Annotated in this window: 18 protein-coding genes; 5 read left to right on the top strand and 13 right to left on the bottom strand. The window is 64.2% G+C overall.

All coding sequences use genetic code 11. The features are described from left to right. Positions 1-24 precede the first annotated feature (24 nt). Together ACVISU_RS40365 and ACVISU_RS40360 are read right to left on the bottom strand one after the other, a co-directional pair. A complete protein-coding gene (locus ACVISU_RS40365; RefSeq protein WP_050400924.1) occupies positions 25-237 on the bottom strand; it encodes a hypothetical protein in 213 nt (70 codons plus the stop codon). A gap of 411 nt (positions 238-648) precedes the next feature. Beyond that, positions 649-2,187, bottom strand: coding sequence for a porin (locus tag ACVISU_RS40360; RefSeq protein ID WP_050400925.1), 1,539 nt, complete (start codon positions 2,185-2,187; stop codon positions 649-651). Between the two features lie 452 nt (positions 2,188-2,639). Between ACVISU_RS40360 and ACVISU_RS40355 the strand changes: the two genes are divergently transcribed. From ACVISU_RS40355 to ACVISU_RS40345, 3 genes are all read left to right on the top strand, one after another. Next, positions 2,640-3,152: a MarR family winged helix-turn-helix transcriptional regulator gene (locus ACVISU_RS40355; protein ID WP_456710655.1), complete on the top strand. Its 513-nt coding sequence runs from the start codon at positions 2,640-2,642 to the stop codon at positions 3,150-3,152. Positions 3,153-3,389: 237 nt separating this feature from the next. Next, a complete protein-coding gene (locus ACVISU_RS40350; RefSeq protein WP_456710654.1) occupies positions 3,390-3,734 on the top strand; it encodes a hypothetical protein in 345 nt (114 codons plus the stop codon). A 5-nt stretch (positions 3,735-3,739) separates the two neighbouring features. Continuing rightward, positions 3,740-3,940, top strand: a complete 201-nt coding sequence (locus ACVISU_RS40345; RefSeq protein ID WP_456710653.1) for a hypothetical protein — start codon at positions 3,740-3,742, stop codon at positions 3,938-3,940. A 121-nt stretch (positions 3,941-4,061) separates the two neighbouring features. Here ACVISU_RS40345 and ACVISU_RS40340 read toward each other — a convergent pair whose 3' ends face one another. The 7 genes from ACVISU_RS40340 to ACVISU_RS40310 are packed head-to-tail and all read right to left on the bottom strand — an operon-like array spanning position 4,062 to position 6,452. Continuing rightward, positions 4,062-4,352 carry a hypothetical protein gene (locus tag ACVISU_RS40340; protein WP_456710652.1) on the bottom strand — a complete coding sequence of 97 codons (291 nt, stop codon included), beginning with the start codon at positions 4,350-4,352 and terminating at the stop codon, positions 4,062-4,064. 50 nt (positions 4,353-4,402) lie between these two features. Then, a complete protein-coding gene (locus ACVISU_RS40335; RefSeq protein WP_456710651.1) occupies positions 4,403-4,717 on the bottom strand; it encodes a Gp49 family protein in 315 nt (104 codons plus the stop codon). 21 nt (positions 4,718-4,738) lie between these two features. After that, positions 4,739-5,047 (bottom strand): hypothetical protein, encoded by a 309-nt coding sequence (locus ACVISU_RS40330; RefSeq protein ID WP_456710650.1) that lies wholly within the window; start codon positions 5,045-5,047, stop codon positions 4,739-4,741. Further along, on the bottom strand, positions 5,047-5,223 hold the full coding sequence (locus ACVISU_RS40325) for a hypothetical protein (RefSeq protein ID WP_456710649.1): 177 nt from the start codon (positions 5,221-5,223) through the stop codon (positions 5,047-5,049). The genes ACVISU_RS40330 and ACVISU_RS40325 overlap by 1 nt, the downstream gene beginning before the upstream one ends. Before the next feature lie 19 nt (positions 5,224-5,242). Beyond that, on the bottom strand, positions 5,243-5,728 hold the full coding sequence (locus ACVISU_RS40320; protein WP_456710648.1) for a hypothetical protein: 486 nt from the start codon (positions 5,726-5,728) through the stop codon (positions 5,243-5,245). 2 nt (positions 5,729-5,730) lie between these two features. After that, the gene (locus tag ACVISU_RS40315; RefSeq protein ID WP_456710996.1) at positions 5,731-6,237 is read right to left on the bottom strand and encodes a lysozyme; all 507 of its coding nucleotides are present in this window, start codon (positions 6,235-6,237) and stop codon (positions 5,731-5,733) included. After that, a complete protein-coding gene (locus tag ACVISU_RS40310) occupies positions 6,237-6,452 on the bottom strand; it encodes a hypothetical protein (protein ID WP_456710647.1) in 216 nt (71 codons plus the stop codon). The genes ACVISU_RS40315 and ACVISU_RS40310 overlap by 1 nt, the downstream gene beginning before the upstream one ends. Between ACVISU_RS40310 and ACVISU_RS40305 the strand changes: the two genes are divergently transcribed. Beyond that, positions 6,453-7,175 carry an SGNH/GDSL hydrolase family protein gene (locus ACVISU_RS40305; protein ID WP_456710646.1) on the top strand — a complete coding sequence of 241 codons (723 nt, stop codon included), beginning with the start codon at positions 6,453-6,455 and terminating at the stop codon, positions 7,173-7,175. On the opposite strand, the gene ACVISU_RS40300 is transcribed toward ACVISU_RS40305, so the two are convergent. Continuing rightward, positions 7,172-8,146 carry a phage tail protein gene (locus ACVISU_RS40300; RefSeq protein WP_456710645.1) on the bottom strand — a complete coding sequence of 325 codons (975 nt, stop codon included), beginning with the start codon at positions 8,144-8,146 and terminating at the stop codon, positions 7,172-7,174. The genes ACVISU_RS40305 and ACVISU_RS40300 overlap by 4 nt on opposite strands. Before the next feature lie 3 nt (positions 8,147-8,149). Beyond that, the gene (locus tag ACVISU_RS40295; RefSeq protein WP_456710644.1) at positions 8,150-8,860 is read right to left on the bottom strand and encodes a hypothetical protein; all 711 of its coding nucleotides are present in this window, start codon (positions 8,858-8,860) and stop codon (positions 8,150-8,152) included. Here ACVISU_RS40295 and ACVISU_RS40290 point away from each other — a divergent pair, their 5' ends adjacent. Continuing rightward, the gene (locus ACVISU_RS40290) at positions 8,861-9,034 is read left to right on the top strand and encodes a hypothetical protein (protein WP_456710643.1); all 174 of its coding nucleotides are present in this window, start codon (positions 8,861-8,863) and stop codon (positions 9,032-9,034) included. Here the strand turns inward: ACVISU_RS40290 and ACVISU_RS40285 are convergent. Together ACVISU_RS40285 and ACVISU_RS40280 are read right to left on the bottom strand one after the other, a co-directional pair. Beyond that, complete coding sequence (locus ACVISU_RS40285; RefSeq protein ID WP_456710642.1) at positions 9,016-12,798, bottom strand: hypothetical protein; 3,783 nt, start codon at positions 12,796-12,798, stop codon at positions 9,016-9,018. The two genes, ACVISU_RS40290 and ACVISU_RS40285, sit on opposite strands and share 19 nt — an antisense overlap. Then, positions 12,799-13,797, bottom strand: a complete 999-nt coding sequence (locus ACVISU_RS40280; protein ID WP_456710641.1) for a hypothetical protein — start codon at positions 13,795-13,797, stop codon at positions 12,799-12,801. Positions 13,798-14,244 lie beyond the last annotated feature (447 nt).

Genomic DNA, 14,244 nt, shown 5'->3' with positions numbered 1-14,244 from the left:
GCGACAAGCGCGGGACGCTTCGCGCTATTCGGCAGTCTCGATCCGCACCGGCGCGCGCCGCCGCAGAACGCCGCTGGCAACGCTCAAGACAAGCTTGAGCAGGCCGCGCCACGAGAAGTCGATGACCACCTCATGGTGCCGCAAACCCTTGCCGCCCTTCACCAGCCCGAGATCCCGGATCAAGCAGTAATGGCCGCTGCTCATCCGAGCCAGGCGGCTGTTCTTGAAGCGTCCCATGAATGACGAGAATGCACTGCGGATCGATTCCGTCAAATCTTGACGGCGTCGAATCGGCGAGACGGTGTGAGCCCGGCTTGCGACCAACTGTTTGCGACACCCGCGCGCATCGTGATCGTCGGCGGCAGCCTGCGCCTTGAATCAAAAACCTCCGGCAGGGCATTGCCGGAGGTTTGGGAGGCTTAGCATGAGCTAAGAGCCATCATTCAATGTGTTGGCCACCACGTATATAGTTTAGTAGATCAGGTAAGTAAATAAATTTGCCGCGAATGAATCGCATGGCACGTCTTCGTTGTTCGCCTGGACCGAAATGACGCAGCCCACCTTCGTCTGCTGATCTCTCGCCAAAAGAAAATCCCCGGCAGTTGCCTGCCGGGGTTCTTTAGGATCGTGATCAGATCAACCGGTGTATTACCAGTTGCGCTGAGCGCGGAGCAGCATCTGGACGGTGTCCTGATCCTTCAGCTCGTAGATCGCCGCAGGCTTGCCGACCGAGGCAGCGGACGTGGCGATAACGCCCGAATACTTCTGATCGAGATGCGAGTAGGTCACGTCGGCCGAGAAGGTCAGGTTCTTGACCGGGGTCCACCGCGTGATCACACCGATCTGCGCGATGTTGTAGTCGGGGTTGCAGTTGGTTACGCCAGCGCCACCGGCGAACGCAGCACGGAAGGTACCGCCCACGCCGCCAACGCCGCAGATGAGAGCCTTGGACGTGTCGTTGTACGAGATCGCAGCGTAAGCACCGTAGATGCTGGTGTTCCAATAGGGATCCCAGTTGTGGGTGTACGCACCGCGCATACCCCAGGTCTTGATGCTTTGCTGCTGGCCGCCGGGGCCGAACACCGTGTCAGGCGCAGTGCCGAAACCGACGCTGCCATACGCACCCGGGAGGTTCGAGCCGCTGTAGATCGCGATCGAGCCGGCCTGGCTGGCCAGATCCTGGATGTTGTAGCGGGTCGCACCGTCCGTGTAGACGCCCTGGATGTTGATGGTGTCGCCGGGGCCGGTCGGAATGTTCTTGATCGACAGGGCCAGTGCACCAGCCCAGCCCCACTTGTCGTCGGGATGACCGGTCAACTCGGTGCCGCCGTAGTAGGCTGCGTGGTTGTCATGCGCCGCGACCGACGCCTGGAACACGCCCCAAGCCTGATCGACCTTCAGCGAGGCGATGAAGTCCGGCGCGATCGTGCCGGCGGTGTCGTTCGAGCCATAGGCACCACCAGCGCCGAGGTTGAACACGCCAGCCTGCGAGTACTGCACCTGATCCTGTGCCGACAAAGCCAGCGAGACGCCGTTGCCGAACTGCGCAGTGTAGGTGAACTGGTTCACGCCGTTGGTGGTGTTCACGCCACCGACGAGGCCGTCGTAGTTGTTGCCCGGATAACCGGTCCAGGGAGCAGCGAACTGCGAGACCGCCTTACCCATGGTGAAGCCGGCGAACTGGATGAAGGCGTAGTAGACGCCGACCGTACCGGCCGCAACGTTGCCGGAACCAGCGTTGTTCGGCGCAGACGACGTGCCGATCGGCGAATAGACCGTCGAACCGGCGGCAGCGCCCGCACCGTAGCTGTCCGAGGTCCAGGTGAACACCGCATCGAAGTAGGTGCGGACCACGCCGTACTCGGTCGCGGTGCGCGTATCGATGTTCAGGTCTTCACGCGAACGCCAGGTGTAGCCGTTCGTGAAGCGGTTGTTGGCACCGTTGGCACCGTTGTAGTTCGGGCCATAGACGCTGTTGCCGTTGATGACCAAGTCAGCGCGCACGTAGCCGCCGAGCTTGATGCACGTGTCGGTGCCGGGGATGTAATAGAAGCCCGGACCATAAAGCGAGCACACCTTCACGTATTCGACCGCTTTGGCCTTAACGGGAAGATCGGCTGCCTGCGCCCCGCCGACCGCGACCAGCGCGGCGGCCGAGCCCAGAATAAGGCTCTTCGCCAATTTCATATTAAACCTCCAAGTTGCTCATATGCGTAGAGTCCGGGCCGCGAGCGCCCCGTGATCCTCCCGCATTGTCCAAGACCGTTTTCCCCAAACCTCGCACCCGCAGATCAATCTGTGAGTGCGACGGACTTGAACGATCACCGCAACGGGACGATCGAGATTCCCCTACCGCCGGGTTCAATATGCATGGGCGAGTTCGCCAATCAAAATAGTTTATAAAGTCAGGAATGCGAATGCGGCCACACTGTGTCCCACCAGCAACGCTCGCCCTAAGCCCCTTACCTGAATGGGCAAATTTGTCGCACCCCAAAAAATCCAACCGTCACAGACGCATCATAATTGCTTTACGTTCACTTGCCTTCCTGAGCGACTTACGAGAAAAAACCTCCCGCCGACGTGGGAAACAAGAAATAAATCAGCACAAAGCTGAGTCGGCGCCTAGGGAAGGGGAAGCTGTGTCAGTGACCAGGAAGGATTCGGCGCACCTGCGCGCCATCGAGCATCTCGACATCATCAAGCGCTTTACGCTCGAGATCTCATCCATCAACTCGCATCTCGAACGGGTCCGCCAGCTCTGGGGCAAGGCGCTTGGCGTCAGCGGTCCGCAATGGATGATCCTGATCGCGATCTCGGACCTCGACAAGGCTGACGGCGTGCCGATCAACGTGGTGTCGAAGCTCTTGCATGTCGATCCGTCGTTCGTGACCACGCAGTCCAAGCTGCTCGAGCAGAAGCAGTTGCTGCGTCGCGCGCCCTCTCCGGCCGATGCGCGCGTGGTCCGCCTGTCGCTGACCGACAAGACCCGAAAGCATCTGGCCGGCCTCTCCGATCAGCACAAGGCGTTCAAGAAGACCGTGTTCGAGGAATTCAGCGAGCCTGAACTGGCCGAGTTCACGGCCAAGCTTGCGATGCTCAACAATCGCCTGGAAAAGGCCTGCCTGATTGCCGCGATGGATTTCGAGAGCTGACGATTGCCGCATCGGGTCGCAAGGGAGGCCCGAATGCTCTCAAAAATCATAATGCTTTGAAAAATGGTCGGAGCGAGAGGATTTGAACCTCCGACCCCTAGTCTCCCAGGCGCGGGCGAGCCTCTGAAATTGCTCACCTTTTCTGTAAAATAACCTACCATACCCCCATTGATTGGTCGACTGCTTTTATTCGATTTGTAAAAGGAAACGGGCGCCTCGCCGGCCTATATAGAGCGCATGACCGAACAGCTCTTCCTGCGCAAAACCGTCATCGGCGGCGAGACCGCGCCGGACGACTACGTGGTGATTTGGGACGGCATCCGGATAGGCCGCATCCACCGACAGCCCGGCTTGCCGGCCGGCCGCCCGTCCGTGGCTTGGGGCGTCAACTTCCCGGGTACGCCGCAGCACCCGACCCACCGCGGCCACTGCGCCAGCGTCGAAGAGTGTCAGCAAATGGTGAAACTCGTCTGGGGCGCGATCAGACCCAAAATCACCGAGGCCGACATAAAGCGCGCCCGAGAGTACGAAGAGCGCGGCAAAAACCGCCCATGGAACCGGCCGAAGCACTGGCAGGATTAGCCGCCATGCCAAAGCCGATCGAGATCCCGCCGGACGCCGCCAGGTCCTTCATGCGGGACTTGCGCGCCTACCACAACGCGAAGAACGGCGACCGCCGGACCGCGATCGCGGCGCGCCAGGCGCAGCAGCTTTCAAGGCACGTCGGATCGGTCGTGAAGCTGGCCGAGATCCGGGAGCTATTCGACCGGATGAAGGGCCAGCAATGAGGCGCCCGCAATTCATCTTGTGCGCGATGTTCGTCATCGGCGTTGCGGCGCTCGTCTGGGCTCTATTCCAATGAAAAAGGCGCGGCTCGAGGCCGCGCCAGTTTCACCAGGAGGCTACCCGTTAGACAGCGGGCGCCGCATCGTGCTTCTTGGCCTGCCCGACTTGGTAGGGCATCCATTCGGCATACCGGCCACCGCCGACGCTCGCCGAGCTGTCCTCGTCCTGCAAAAGCGAGACGCTGGTTTCGCCGACGACACCGGAGCCGTTCGGCAGGATCACCATCAGGTTGACGCAGCGGTCACCCCACACATAGGCGACATGAGCGGCGAACGGCGCGGCGTAACCCTCAAAGCGGGCATCGCCCGCCGCGGGAGTGAACCAGACGACGCGGCCAACGGTCGGTTTGATCATCAAAAGTACCTTTTCAAAGAGGGATTGCCGGCGACCGGCCGGCGCGGGTTTCAGATGACGCCGGCGGCGAGCTTCGACCGAAGCAAGTAGCCCTCGAGCGCCCAAATCTTGTTGCGCGCGTTGTCGCGGGCGATCCGCCGGCCGATCGCGGCGTCAAAATTCTCGGGCGAAGCCGCGGCGCTCTCGCCCAGGACGATGAAGCCATTGCGCAGCGTCAGCGCGCAAACCGTCATGGTGGTGCCGGGAAAGACGTGAAATGCCTCGCCGACGATCGTTTCATCAATCTGCGCCGGCGTCAGGCGCGGAGCATTCAGCCCCTTGGTTTTCAGTTCGGCTTCAATCGCGGCTTCGCTCGCGCTCAACATGCAGTTTCTTCCTCTATGGGATTACCGGGAGCCGCCCGGCGCGGAAATCGTTGTCGACGGCGCGGCGGCACTCGCCTTGAAGCCAGTCCAGAACGCCCACACGGCCCCGCTCACGGCCGCGCCGACCACGCCGGCAATGATGACGTTGCGCAAATGCCGGGCCGCGTAGTGCATGTTCCGGAGGAAAGAGAACTGCCCCTGCACCGAGATCACCGATTGCGGGGTGGAGACGTCCATTCCGAGCGCAAGAAACGTTTCTGAAACGGCCGCCTTCGCGGCCATCTTGGCTACCTGCTCGAATTCGCTTCGCTGTGCGGGGGTAAACGACATCACCGAGCCCCATAGCTGCGGCGAACATCGCTATACCAGCCGGGCACCGCTCCGAGCCGGGCTTGCAGCTCGACCGCGTAGGAAGTCGTCAGCTCGAGCATCGCCCGCGCGTCCTTGTCCTTGCAGCCGGCAACGCCACGCCAGGGGAAACGGCATTGCGTATCGAGGTACGGCACCGGCGGGGCTTTCGTGATCTTATCGGGCGCCGGCGGCAGATCGCGCCGCACTTCCGGAGGCGGCGGCGGAAGATCCTCGCGCGGCGCCGTTGCGCATCCTGCCAAAAGGATCGAACTTGCAGCGATCGTCAGCTTCAAGCTGCCCGATATAATCAACATCCGCTTCATATTGTGCCCGTGCCCCTTCGGCGATTGCATCCGCGCGCGCGGCCTCATCAGCGCGTGCTTTGCGTGAATTTTCCAAGTCGAGATCGCGCGCCGCGAGGGTTGCCCGCAGACTTTTCGCTTCTTCGCGCTCATCGGCGGCACGGAAGCCGACCAGGAAGGCCATCAGCAGGGCGACCAGCACCACGACAAGGCGCGCGGCCTTGACGTAGGGCGCGACACCGGGGATGTAGCCGGCGAGCGGGAAATAGCCGACGACGGCCGCGGCCAGCAGCAACAAGAGATCGGCGCCGAGCAGCAGGTTTGACGTCGCAACGCTCCAGAAGAGATCGCCGAACACGGTCAATCCTCCCGGAGACACCACGGACGTTCGCCCCACATGGCATCGGTCCGGCGGTTGTACAGGCCTTGCAGGAATTTGCCGTTCGCGGTGACGTACTTCACCATTGCGTCGCAGGCCTCGCGCACGCGGCCGGCGTTGAGATCGCGCGCGATCGACGTCCCGCAGACCTTGCCCGGCCCGAGGTTGACCGCAAAGGACGCGATAGCCGCCTGACGGTGCGGCGGCATAGTCGGCAGCGACGGGACGCAAACCACCACCTTATCCGCGTAGCGCTCCGCGACGTGCGAGAGCGCGTCTTGGCACTGCTCTTTGGTGTAGACGTCGCCCACCTTGAGCCACGGCCAATCGTAATTGGTGATGCCGCCGCAAACCGTGATCACGCCGGGCGGGTCAAACGGCAGATGCTTCGCCACCAGGTTCATGCCCTCCCAATGGGAGACCAGAACGCCCGCCAGGGCGGCGCCGGCGACAGAGAGCCCGGCGACATGCTTTCGCGTAACGGCCATCACTGAGCCCCCGGACGCTTGAGATAGACCGCAACCCCGTTCGCGACGGACAGCAGGATGCCCCCGACGATGTAGGTTCCGGACGGAAGGGTTTCGGACAGGTGCGGCCAGATCAGCAGGAGCCCGCCGACAGCGCTCCAGAACACGGCCTGTTCAATCGCGATGCGCCGACCATGCCGGCGGCGATATGCGTTGATGTTGCTGATGAGCTTCACATGGCACCCGATCCGAGTGAGAAATTCCCGATCGGAAAGGGCTACCGCGGCGCGGTTAGTGGATGTTTTGTTGATCGCGCGGCGGTTGTGGTGGTACGAAAGCGCATGTTTCGCGCCGTCTCCATGGTTTCAGCTCTGCTAATTGCCGGCTCCGCCTGCGCGCATGACCATCTGGAAGCCAGGCTGTTTGTGATCCGAAGCCAACTCGCCCAGGCCGGCCCGGCGCCGGTCGTTTTCGGCGGCGATAGCATCACCGAGGCCGCGCTTTTGCCAGCCGAAGTCTGCGGGCACCGCGTCGTCAACGCCGGGATTGGAGGGGCGACTGCCTATCAATACGCCCTTGCCGTTCGCCGCCTCGACTTCAAGGCCGCCGCTTTCGTGCTGGCGATCGGCACCAATGACGCGGAGCCCGGCAACGTTGCTGAATTCCCGGATCGCTATCGCTTTCTGTCAAAAGCCGTTACAGCGCGGTCCGGCGCTGTTCTCTACGCTGGAATTCCGCCCATCGAGGCGGGCACGATCGCAGAACAGTTCGACCCGAAATCATCGGACGAGATCAATCAAGCCATTCGCGACTATGCCGGCCGGCAATTCATCGACACGCGCACGCCGCTCGCGAAGCTCAGCCAAAAGACGATAGACGGCGTTCATTTGTCGCCGCCAGCACAAGCCATATGGCTTGAAACGATCTTGCCACGCCTAAAAGCCGCGCTCGGCTGCTAGATAATCCGCATGATGTAGTTGCAGATGATCGTCGGTTGCAAGTTCGTGAACCCCGCGCTTACACCACCCTGCGCGTTACCACTCAGAGAGCCAGAGAACGTGCCAGTCACAGGGAGCGGGCTGGAAGTGCCAGTAGACGGGCTGTAAACATTCGCAGCGCCACCGGTGCCCGTTGAGAAGAAGTTCGCGGAAGCGCTCCCAGAAATGCTGCCAGATACGGTGCCAGAAGGCGTATAGGGCGGCAAGTTCGCGGTAGTGAGCGTGTTGGCCTCCAATCCGCCGATGCCACCGAGGGATGTTGAATTCACCGTTGATGTCAACCTGCCAGCGCCGAAATCGGCAAAAGCCGAAGTACGCCCGCGCTTGTCTGGCAGGTTGAACGTAGTCGAACCGTCGCCCCCGCCAAATGTCGTTCCGATCAATCCGAATAAGGCCGCATAGGTCGTGCGAGAGACTGCCTGCCCGATCGGAAAGACAAACGAGCTGTTCGGGGCAGTCGGCGCCCAATAGTCGATACCGGCAGCAAGCGGGATGTTGTACGGGTTCCCCATGAAGCCACGGAGATAGAACGCGCCATCCGTGTTGTTGTAGAGGGCAACGTACGGCGTGCCCTGGATGATCACGCCGGGAAGCAATTCGGAGCCGGGGGACGTCCGCAGCGGCTTGGCGCCAAGGCCGTCAACGTTCAGCGTCACGGTCGCGCCATTCGTCGCGTGCGGCGTGAAGGCAATGGCAACGCCGTCCATATGCGCGAAGCTGTCGAAGCCCTGATAGCTCGAAACCGCGTAGGCGGTCGACGTGCCCGCGGTGACGATCGCGCCGGCCATGTCGTCGCGATATTTCGCCGCAGCGGCCATCATGCCGCGCGTGCCATCGTTCAGCGCCGAGGGCGCCATACCTTCCGGAAACGGGCAAGTGCTGTCAGCCGTCGCGTTCGCGCCGGCAGTCCGGCTCCACTTCCAAAACGTCATTCCTTAACCCCTGCCCCTGAATGAAAACGGCGCGATCTTCAAGCCGTAGACATTAGGGAGAGCCGGCAAGAAATTTGTGCCTTGGGGTACAGCCGTGAGCTGCGCCAGGTTGACCGCTGGCGCGGCGGATCCCGAACCCGTGATTTGAACCGCCGGCGACGATTGCGCAGGCGCAGCAGGCGGCGCGTCGGACGCTTGAGCGCCAGCAGGAACGGGCGCCGTCGCCGAGCTGGGAGCCGCGGCCGGCCCGGCGATCGACATAGGCGCGCCCTTCCCGCCCATCTTGCGATCCGCCCAGGCGGCGAGATCGCCCGCACTCATCTTCCCGACGAACGGGTTTGCCTTCACCACCCCGGCGCCGAGCACCGCGCCGGCCGGCGTTGACGGATCGGCGCTCAAGATCCCGACCGCGCCTTGTGGCCCGGCAAAATGCGCGAGGTATTGCGTTCCGGGAGTGACAGGAAGCCCGGCGCCCTTTAGAATCCCCGAATTGTCAGCGGCGTAAGCCGCCGTCATTTCGCGAGAGAGGGCCGGATCGGTCTTGAGCGCAAGCAATTCATCGCGCGTCCCGGTGATGTCCGGCCGATGCTTCGCCAGCATGTCGAGCCAGGTCGCATCAATGAACTGCCCAGGCCCGGCCGCCGAAGAGTTCGCGTTTTTTGCGTTCGCGTCCCCGCCGCTTTCCACACCAACAATCTGATCAACGAGGTTCATTTGGGCTCCAGACTTCTTGCCTGCATCGTGTTATTCGCCGTCGCTATGGCCGGCGTTCGTTTCGCCGCCCACGGCATTGTTGATCACTTCGGCGTCATCGGCGGCCTAGTGACAATCGGCGCCATGATCTTCGCCGCGCACCTGTACGACCAGCGTCAACGCGAGCGCCCGTGATTGATCGCCGGCAGCGAACCTTGAGACAGTAGACCCGCGCCCCTCGCAAATCGTGGATCGACCGCGCGCCGCGGCTGTTCGCCGAAAAATAGCTCCGTTGCCTTGCGCGCCTGGTTTGCGTTCGCGACCCGGCTCAAGCCCTTGTCGACGCCGAGCGCCACGGCCGCGCCAGGCAGGCCAGCGGTGTTGAAGCCGAGCAGCGGCAAGAGCGACGATCGCGCACCGTTCGCGATCCGCGCCAGCATAGGCGCCGTTCCGGACGGGTTCGTGGTGCCCTTAACCGGCATCATCTGCTTATAGACCGCGGCCAGTTGCCTCATGAGCGCGCGTTCCTGGTCGGTGTAGAGCACGCCGGCGAGCTGCGAGCCCGCGCCGTTCAGAAACTCATGCAGCCGTTGCGAGAGCGCTTGCGCTTCGTACGGAATTTTCCCCTCGCCGGCATTCGTGAGCTTTTCCCACACGCCCTGACGCAGCGACGTCCAACCTTCCGGCGAAAGCCTCTCTTTCAGCGCTGCGGCGATCAGCGGCGCGTTTACGCCGTTGCCCTTGCCGGTCGACCCCATCAGATCGTTGATGATCTTGTTTGAGGACGCCGGCGGCGCGCCATCGGCGCCGCTGTAGCGCCGCAGCGCCGCAGCCGCGGGGCCGGTCTCGGGCTCAATCTTCGCGCTGTTCGAGCGCAGCCGTTCCCCGTAGGCAGCAAGTGATTTCCGCTCGCCAGGCGAAAACATCGTCTGAGCCAAAACGCTGCTGTTTGAGTTGTTCAAGAAGGCGTCAATCCGCGCGGCAGCGTCCGCCGGCTCGCCCTGCGTCAGCTCGCGGAAAGCCATCGTCTTGACCCTGTTCCAGCCTTCCGGCGAAAGCCGCTGTTTCAGCTCTTGCGCGGTCGCCGGCGCGTTGACGCCCGTTCCGGCGCCATTCGCGCCCATCAGATCGCGAAGGATCTTGTTCGCCGAAGGCGTTGGGCTCGCTTCGCCGGGCACCGTCGAGCGCAGCCGATCGGCGTAGCGCGCCAGACCCGCGCGCTCGTCCGCGGCAAAAACGGTTTGCGCCAGGAGCCGGCCCTTGGTGCCGGTCAAGAACGCATCAATGCGGGCCGCAGCCTTCTCGGGCTCGCCTGCCATCAACTGCGCGAAAAGCCCCTGTTTGTAAGTTGCGAACTCCTCCGAGTTGCGGCCGAAAATCCGTTCGATCCGCTGCGCGATTTGCACCGGCATTTGACCGCCAGGCGCCGAGGCCGAGCCGTAGGCAAGGTTTACGATCGTGTCCGGCGTGGCCTTGGTGTCGGAGAATTTCCCCAGAATTTTTTCAACGGCCGCGCCGACGTCATCGCCGGCGCCGCGCTTTGCAAATTTTTGCTTGTAGTCGGCAAACGACGCGCGGGCGTCGCGCTGCATCTGGAGCACCGCCGGCCCGTCACCCGAAAACTTGCCCTGCTCGACCATTTGCGCCACGCGCGCGTCGAATTGGTCCATGATGTGCTCGAGCGCGTAGACGTCCGAGCCCGAGCCGCCCGACATCATCGCGCGCCGCGCGTCGCCGTAAATCCTCGAGAGTTGCTTTCGCACCTGTTCGACGTCGCGCATGGTGAACGGCGCGCCAGCCGGTTGCGCCGCCGGCGTCGCCGGCCGATCGCCCGGGAAGTCCGACCCGCGGGAGAGCGCCGCGGCGTCCTCTTGCTCCAGTTGGTGAAAAGCGCGCTCCACCGCGTCATCCGCGGTCGCGCCCTCTTCCGACATCAGCTTGACGGCGCGCTGGCGCACATCTCCGCCGAGCTGCCCATAGCCGGCGGCGTTCAGATCATCTTCAATGCCGCGCATGTGCGCGTCGAATTCGTGCTGTTCGCGCTCCGAGCGCGCCGCCGTCTCGCGCTTGCCAATATGGCCCTCGAAACCTTCCGGATAGCGCTTTTGCCCGCGCATTTCCGCATCGATCGCGTCGAGCAGATCATTGACGGTCGACGTTCCGGCATGGTTGCCGCGCAGGTAGCCGGCCTCTTCCGCCGCCTCGCGCGCGTAATCAAGCGGCCAGCCGCCTTGACGAACCAGCTTGCGGCGCCCGACGCCCTCGACGTTGACGGTATGACCTTCGCCGCCGATCGCCGCCAGCTCCGCGTCAGGCCCCAAGCCACCCTTGGACGCGATAAATTCGAGCAGGCTTTGCGCTTTCGGTCCCGCGCGAGCCGGCACAGCCGCCGGCGCCGCCGCTTTCTGTCGATCATAGGCCGCCGCGACGGCATCGCCGAACTTCGCGCGGATGTCCGCGACGTTTTGCGCGTGCTCCGCGCCGAGATCGCCGGTCGCCGCCGGCAGCGGTCGACCCGGCCCCTCGGCATTCAAGCGCCGGTCGATGACGTCGATCGCCTGTTGAGCGCCCCTGGTGTTGAGATCGCCTGGCGCGATGTCGATGCCACGTTCCCGCAAGCCGGCCTCGACGTCGCCGCGGAAGCCGGCCGCCGAGCCCGGCGCGAACTCCCCAGGAGCCGCGGCCGTGGCGTCATACTTCCCGCGGTAATCCGCCTTGGCCGCATCACGGGCCGCGGCAAAGCGATCCGAGAGGCTTCCCGCCGCATCATAGGGCGCGAGCACATTCCGGCTTCCCGTCAGCGACCTGGCCAGGTCGCCGCCTTCGTTCGCGACCGCCGCCCGGTTCGCAGTCTCTGCCGCTTGCCGCGCCTGTTCCTGCGAAAGCAATTCCGCGGCGATCCGTTCGGCCTGGTCATTGCTCGAGCCAGCGGGACCGAGCGCGCGCGCCAAATCCTCGCCCTGCTGCGCCGGCGACATTGGCCCGGCATGAACGCCCGCCGCCGCGGCTTGGCGCGCTTGCTCCTGCGCGATCAACTCCGCGGCAATTCGCTCCGCGGCGTCCTGCGGTACCGTGCGCGGCGCTCCGCCAGTCGGATCGAGGCCGGCGGCGATTGCGTCATTCGCCTGCCCTACGCGCTCGTCTTGCAGATCCCGGAAGGCCTGCGCGCGCGCCTGCGCGGGCTCACCGCGCCCACCGCGCAACAAAACTTGCTCTTCGGCCGAGAGAGCCGGGTTTTGCGTGATTTGCGACTGCGACAGCGGCACATCGACGCCGGCGACGTTGACCAGGTTGCGCGGCGCTGCCGCCGCTGGGTTCAGCCGATCGGCGACCGCGGAAACAACCTTGCCAACGCCCTTACCGACCGGACCGGCCGCGCCGCCGATGATGCCGCCGACCGTCGCCGCCGGCGCGATATCCTCGCCGCGCACCGCAGCATCCGCGCCGGACAACGCCGCACCCGAGAGCGCGCCATTCGTCGCCATCTGCCGCAACGTGCCCGTGACGCCGAACGCCTTCGGCGCTGCGGTCACCACCGGCGCCATTGAAGCGAGACCGCCCGCGAGCTGCGCGGCCGTGTCAACGATCGGATGTTCAGCCGCGAACTTCTTGTCGGCGCGTTGCTGGTCGCGCAGCGAGTGCGTGTAACGTTCCGAAAACGTTGCTTCCGGCAATTGGTCCTTTTCATCGAAGAACCGATTGAGCAGCGGCGCGAGGGCGGCATTCGTCGCCGCGTCGAGCTTGTTCAACGCGCCGCCGATGATCGGAACGCCGGTCGCGGCCGAGCGCGCAACATCGTTGACCGTGACCGGAGACGCCGGCGGTTCGGCCGGCGCCGCGGCCTTCGCGCCGATCGAGGACGCGATTTCCTCAACGGTCGCGTTTTGCTGATCCGGCGAGAGCTTCAAGAACTCATCGCCAACCGTCACCGATTTGTCGCCGATCGTGAGAACAGCCATTTAGTTCACGCTCCAGGAAACGCCGCTTGAAGTCTTGCCGCTCGCCGCCGGTGCCACCGCAGACGGCGGCTTGTAGCCAGGGCCGGCCGCGCGCTGCATTTGCTGGATCGCCGCCGAGCGCATCTGCGCTTTCTGTTGCACCACCGCCGGCGCGTCGCCGGGCTGCGGGAACATTTCCTTTTCGTAGCGCTCGAACTCGCTCTTGTTGATCGCCGCGCCGCTTTCCTGCCGCAACATGGCGGTGATGAACGCCGAAGCCGCGGTTTTGTACTTCTGATAATCGGCCGATTGCAGGTAGTTGCCGGCGAGCGGGATTTCACCCGCGATCCGCTGGCCCGCGCTCAATCCCTGGTTTTGCAGGCCGCCGAGGATGCTTTCCGCCTGCTGCATGCGCGCGGCGAATGACGACGCCTTGGCCTGCGCTTCCGTGGCCTTGCCCGTCGCCGCATCCGCGGCCGTTTCCGACACCCGCTTGATGAATTCCTTGCGGTTGACGCCCGGCGGGATCTGGATCGGTTTGCCGTCCGGCCCGGTGACGGTATCGCTCGCACCACCGGCCGCGGCGGAGGCAGCGCCACCGATCGGCCGCAAGGTGCCGTCCACCTGGTTTTGCTGCATGAACTGTTTGCGGCCGTCGCCATCCTCGCCAACCTGCACAACGGACCATTTGTCTTTGCCGTAATACTGATCAATCAGCGCCTTCATCACCGCGGGATTGCCGAGCGCCGCGCGCACTTCCGGCGCAGACGCGCCCTTGGCGAGCAGCGCTTGACCGGTCGCGTTCAGCTTGCCTTGCGCGATCGCGGTAGGGTCGGTTTCCTGCCCGGTTACGAGCGCGCCGAGGCCGCCGGCGAGCGCACCAACCGGCCCGTTGCCGAGGTTGCCCAGAAAGCCGCGCGTTGCCTTCATGAACCGATCACCGACACCGCCGCCCGCGCCAGCGAGCGAGAACGGCGCCGAGGCCGGCGCACCGGGAGCAGCCGTCACCGGCGCGCGCACGCCAGGCGCCGCCGGCGCGGCCTCTTCCTCATCGTCCGCCGCGGCCGGCGCCGGTGCACCACCGCGAAACGCCGGCATCTGGTAATTTCCAACCGGAATATAGTCATCCGGCGCACGGTTGGGCCGATTGATCGATGACGTATCCGTGGAAGGTGCGGACACGACAGGCGCAGGAGCAGCCGCCGGCGGCGCGACTGGCGCAGGAGCAGGCGCGAGCGTCGCCGGGTCGACGTTCATCGAGCCAGGCCCGGCAAAGCTGAAAGGCGTTGCGCCCGCGCCGAACGTATCCGGAGCCGGCGCCCCCGCGCCGGGACCGCCGCGGAAACGACGCGCGAGCACCGACGCCGCGACATCGCGCGCTTGCTGCGCCTGATCGGCCTCGCCTTGGAGCGGCGATGGATACAGCGCACTAAAGGGCGATGCACCCGATTGCCCCGTGAGAAGATC

The sequence above is a fragment of the Bradyrhizobium sp. USDA 4452 genome (assembly GCF_054063575.1).
Note: the sequence above shows the minus strand (reverse complement) of the source record. Positions and strands in the feature narration are given on the sequence as shown.

Bases quoted from the DNA above. Each gene is read 5' to 3' on its own strand.
- ACVISU_RS40305 (WP_456710646.1), top strand. From the start codon at position 6,453: ATGGCACCCGATCCGAGTGAGAAATTCCCGATCGGAAAGGGCTACCGC.
- ACVISU_RS40340 (WP_456710652.1), bottom strand. From the start codon at position 4,352: ATGATCAAACCGACCGTTGGCCGCGTCGTCTGGTTCACTCCCGCGGCG.
- ACVISU_RS40300 (WP_456710645.1), bottom strand. From the start codon at position 8,146: ATGACGTTTTGGAAGTGGAGCCGGACTGCCGGCGCGAACGCGACGGCT.
- ACVISU_RS40335 (WP_456710651.1), bottom strand. From the start codon at position 4,717: ATGTTGAGCGCGAGCGAAGCCGCGATTGAAGCCGAACTGAAAACCAAG.
- ACVISU_RS40295 (WP_456710644.1), bottom strand. From the start codon at position 8,860: ATGAACCTCGTTGATCAGATTGTTGGTGTGGAAAGCGGCGGGGACGCG.
- ACVISU_RS40315 (WP_456710996.1), bottom strand. From the start codon at position 6,237: ATGGCCGTTACGCGAAAGCATGTCGCCGGGCTCTCTGTCGCCGGCGCC.
- ACVISU_RS40365 (WP_050400924.1), bottom strand. From the start codon at position 237: ATGGGACGCTTCAAGAACAGCCGCCTGGCTCGGATGAGCAGCGGCCAT.
- ACVISU_RS40350 (WP_456710654.1), top strand. From the start codon at position 3,390: ATGACCGAACAGCTCTTCCTGCGCAAAACCGTCATCGGCGGCGAGACC.
- ACVISU_RS40330 (WP_456710650.1), bottom strand. From the start codon at position 5,047: ATGTCGTTTACCCCCGCACAGCGAAGCGAATTCGAGCAGGTAGCCAAG.
- ACVISU_RS40345 (WP_456710653.1), top strand. From the start codon at position 3,740: ATGCCAAAGCCGATCGAGATCCCGCCGGACGCCGCCAGGTCCTTCATG.
- ACVISU_RS40360 (WP_050400925.1), bottom strand. From the start codon at position 2,187: ATGAAATTGGCGAAGAGCCTTATTCTGGGCTCGGCCGCCGCGCTGGTC.
- ACVISU_RS40285 (WP_456710642.1), bottom strand. From the start codon at position 12,798: ATGGCTGTTCTCACGATCGGCGACAAATCGGTGACGGTTGGCGATGAG.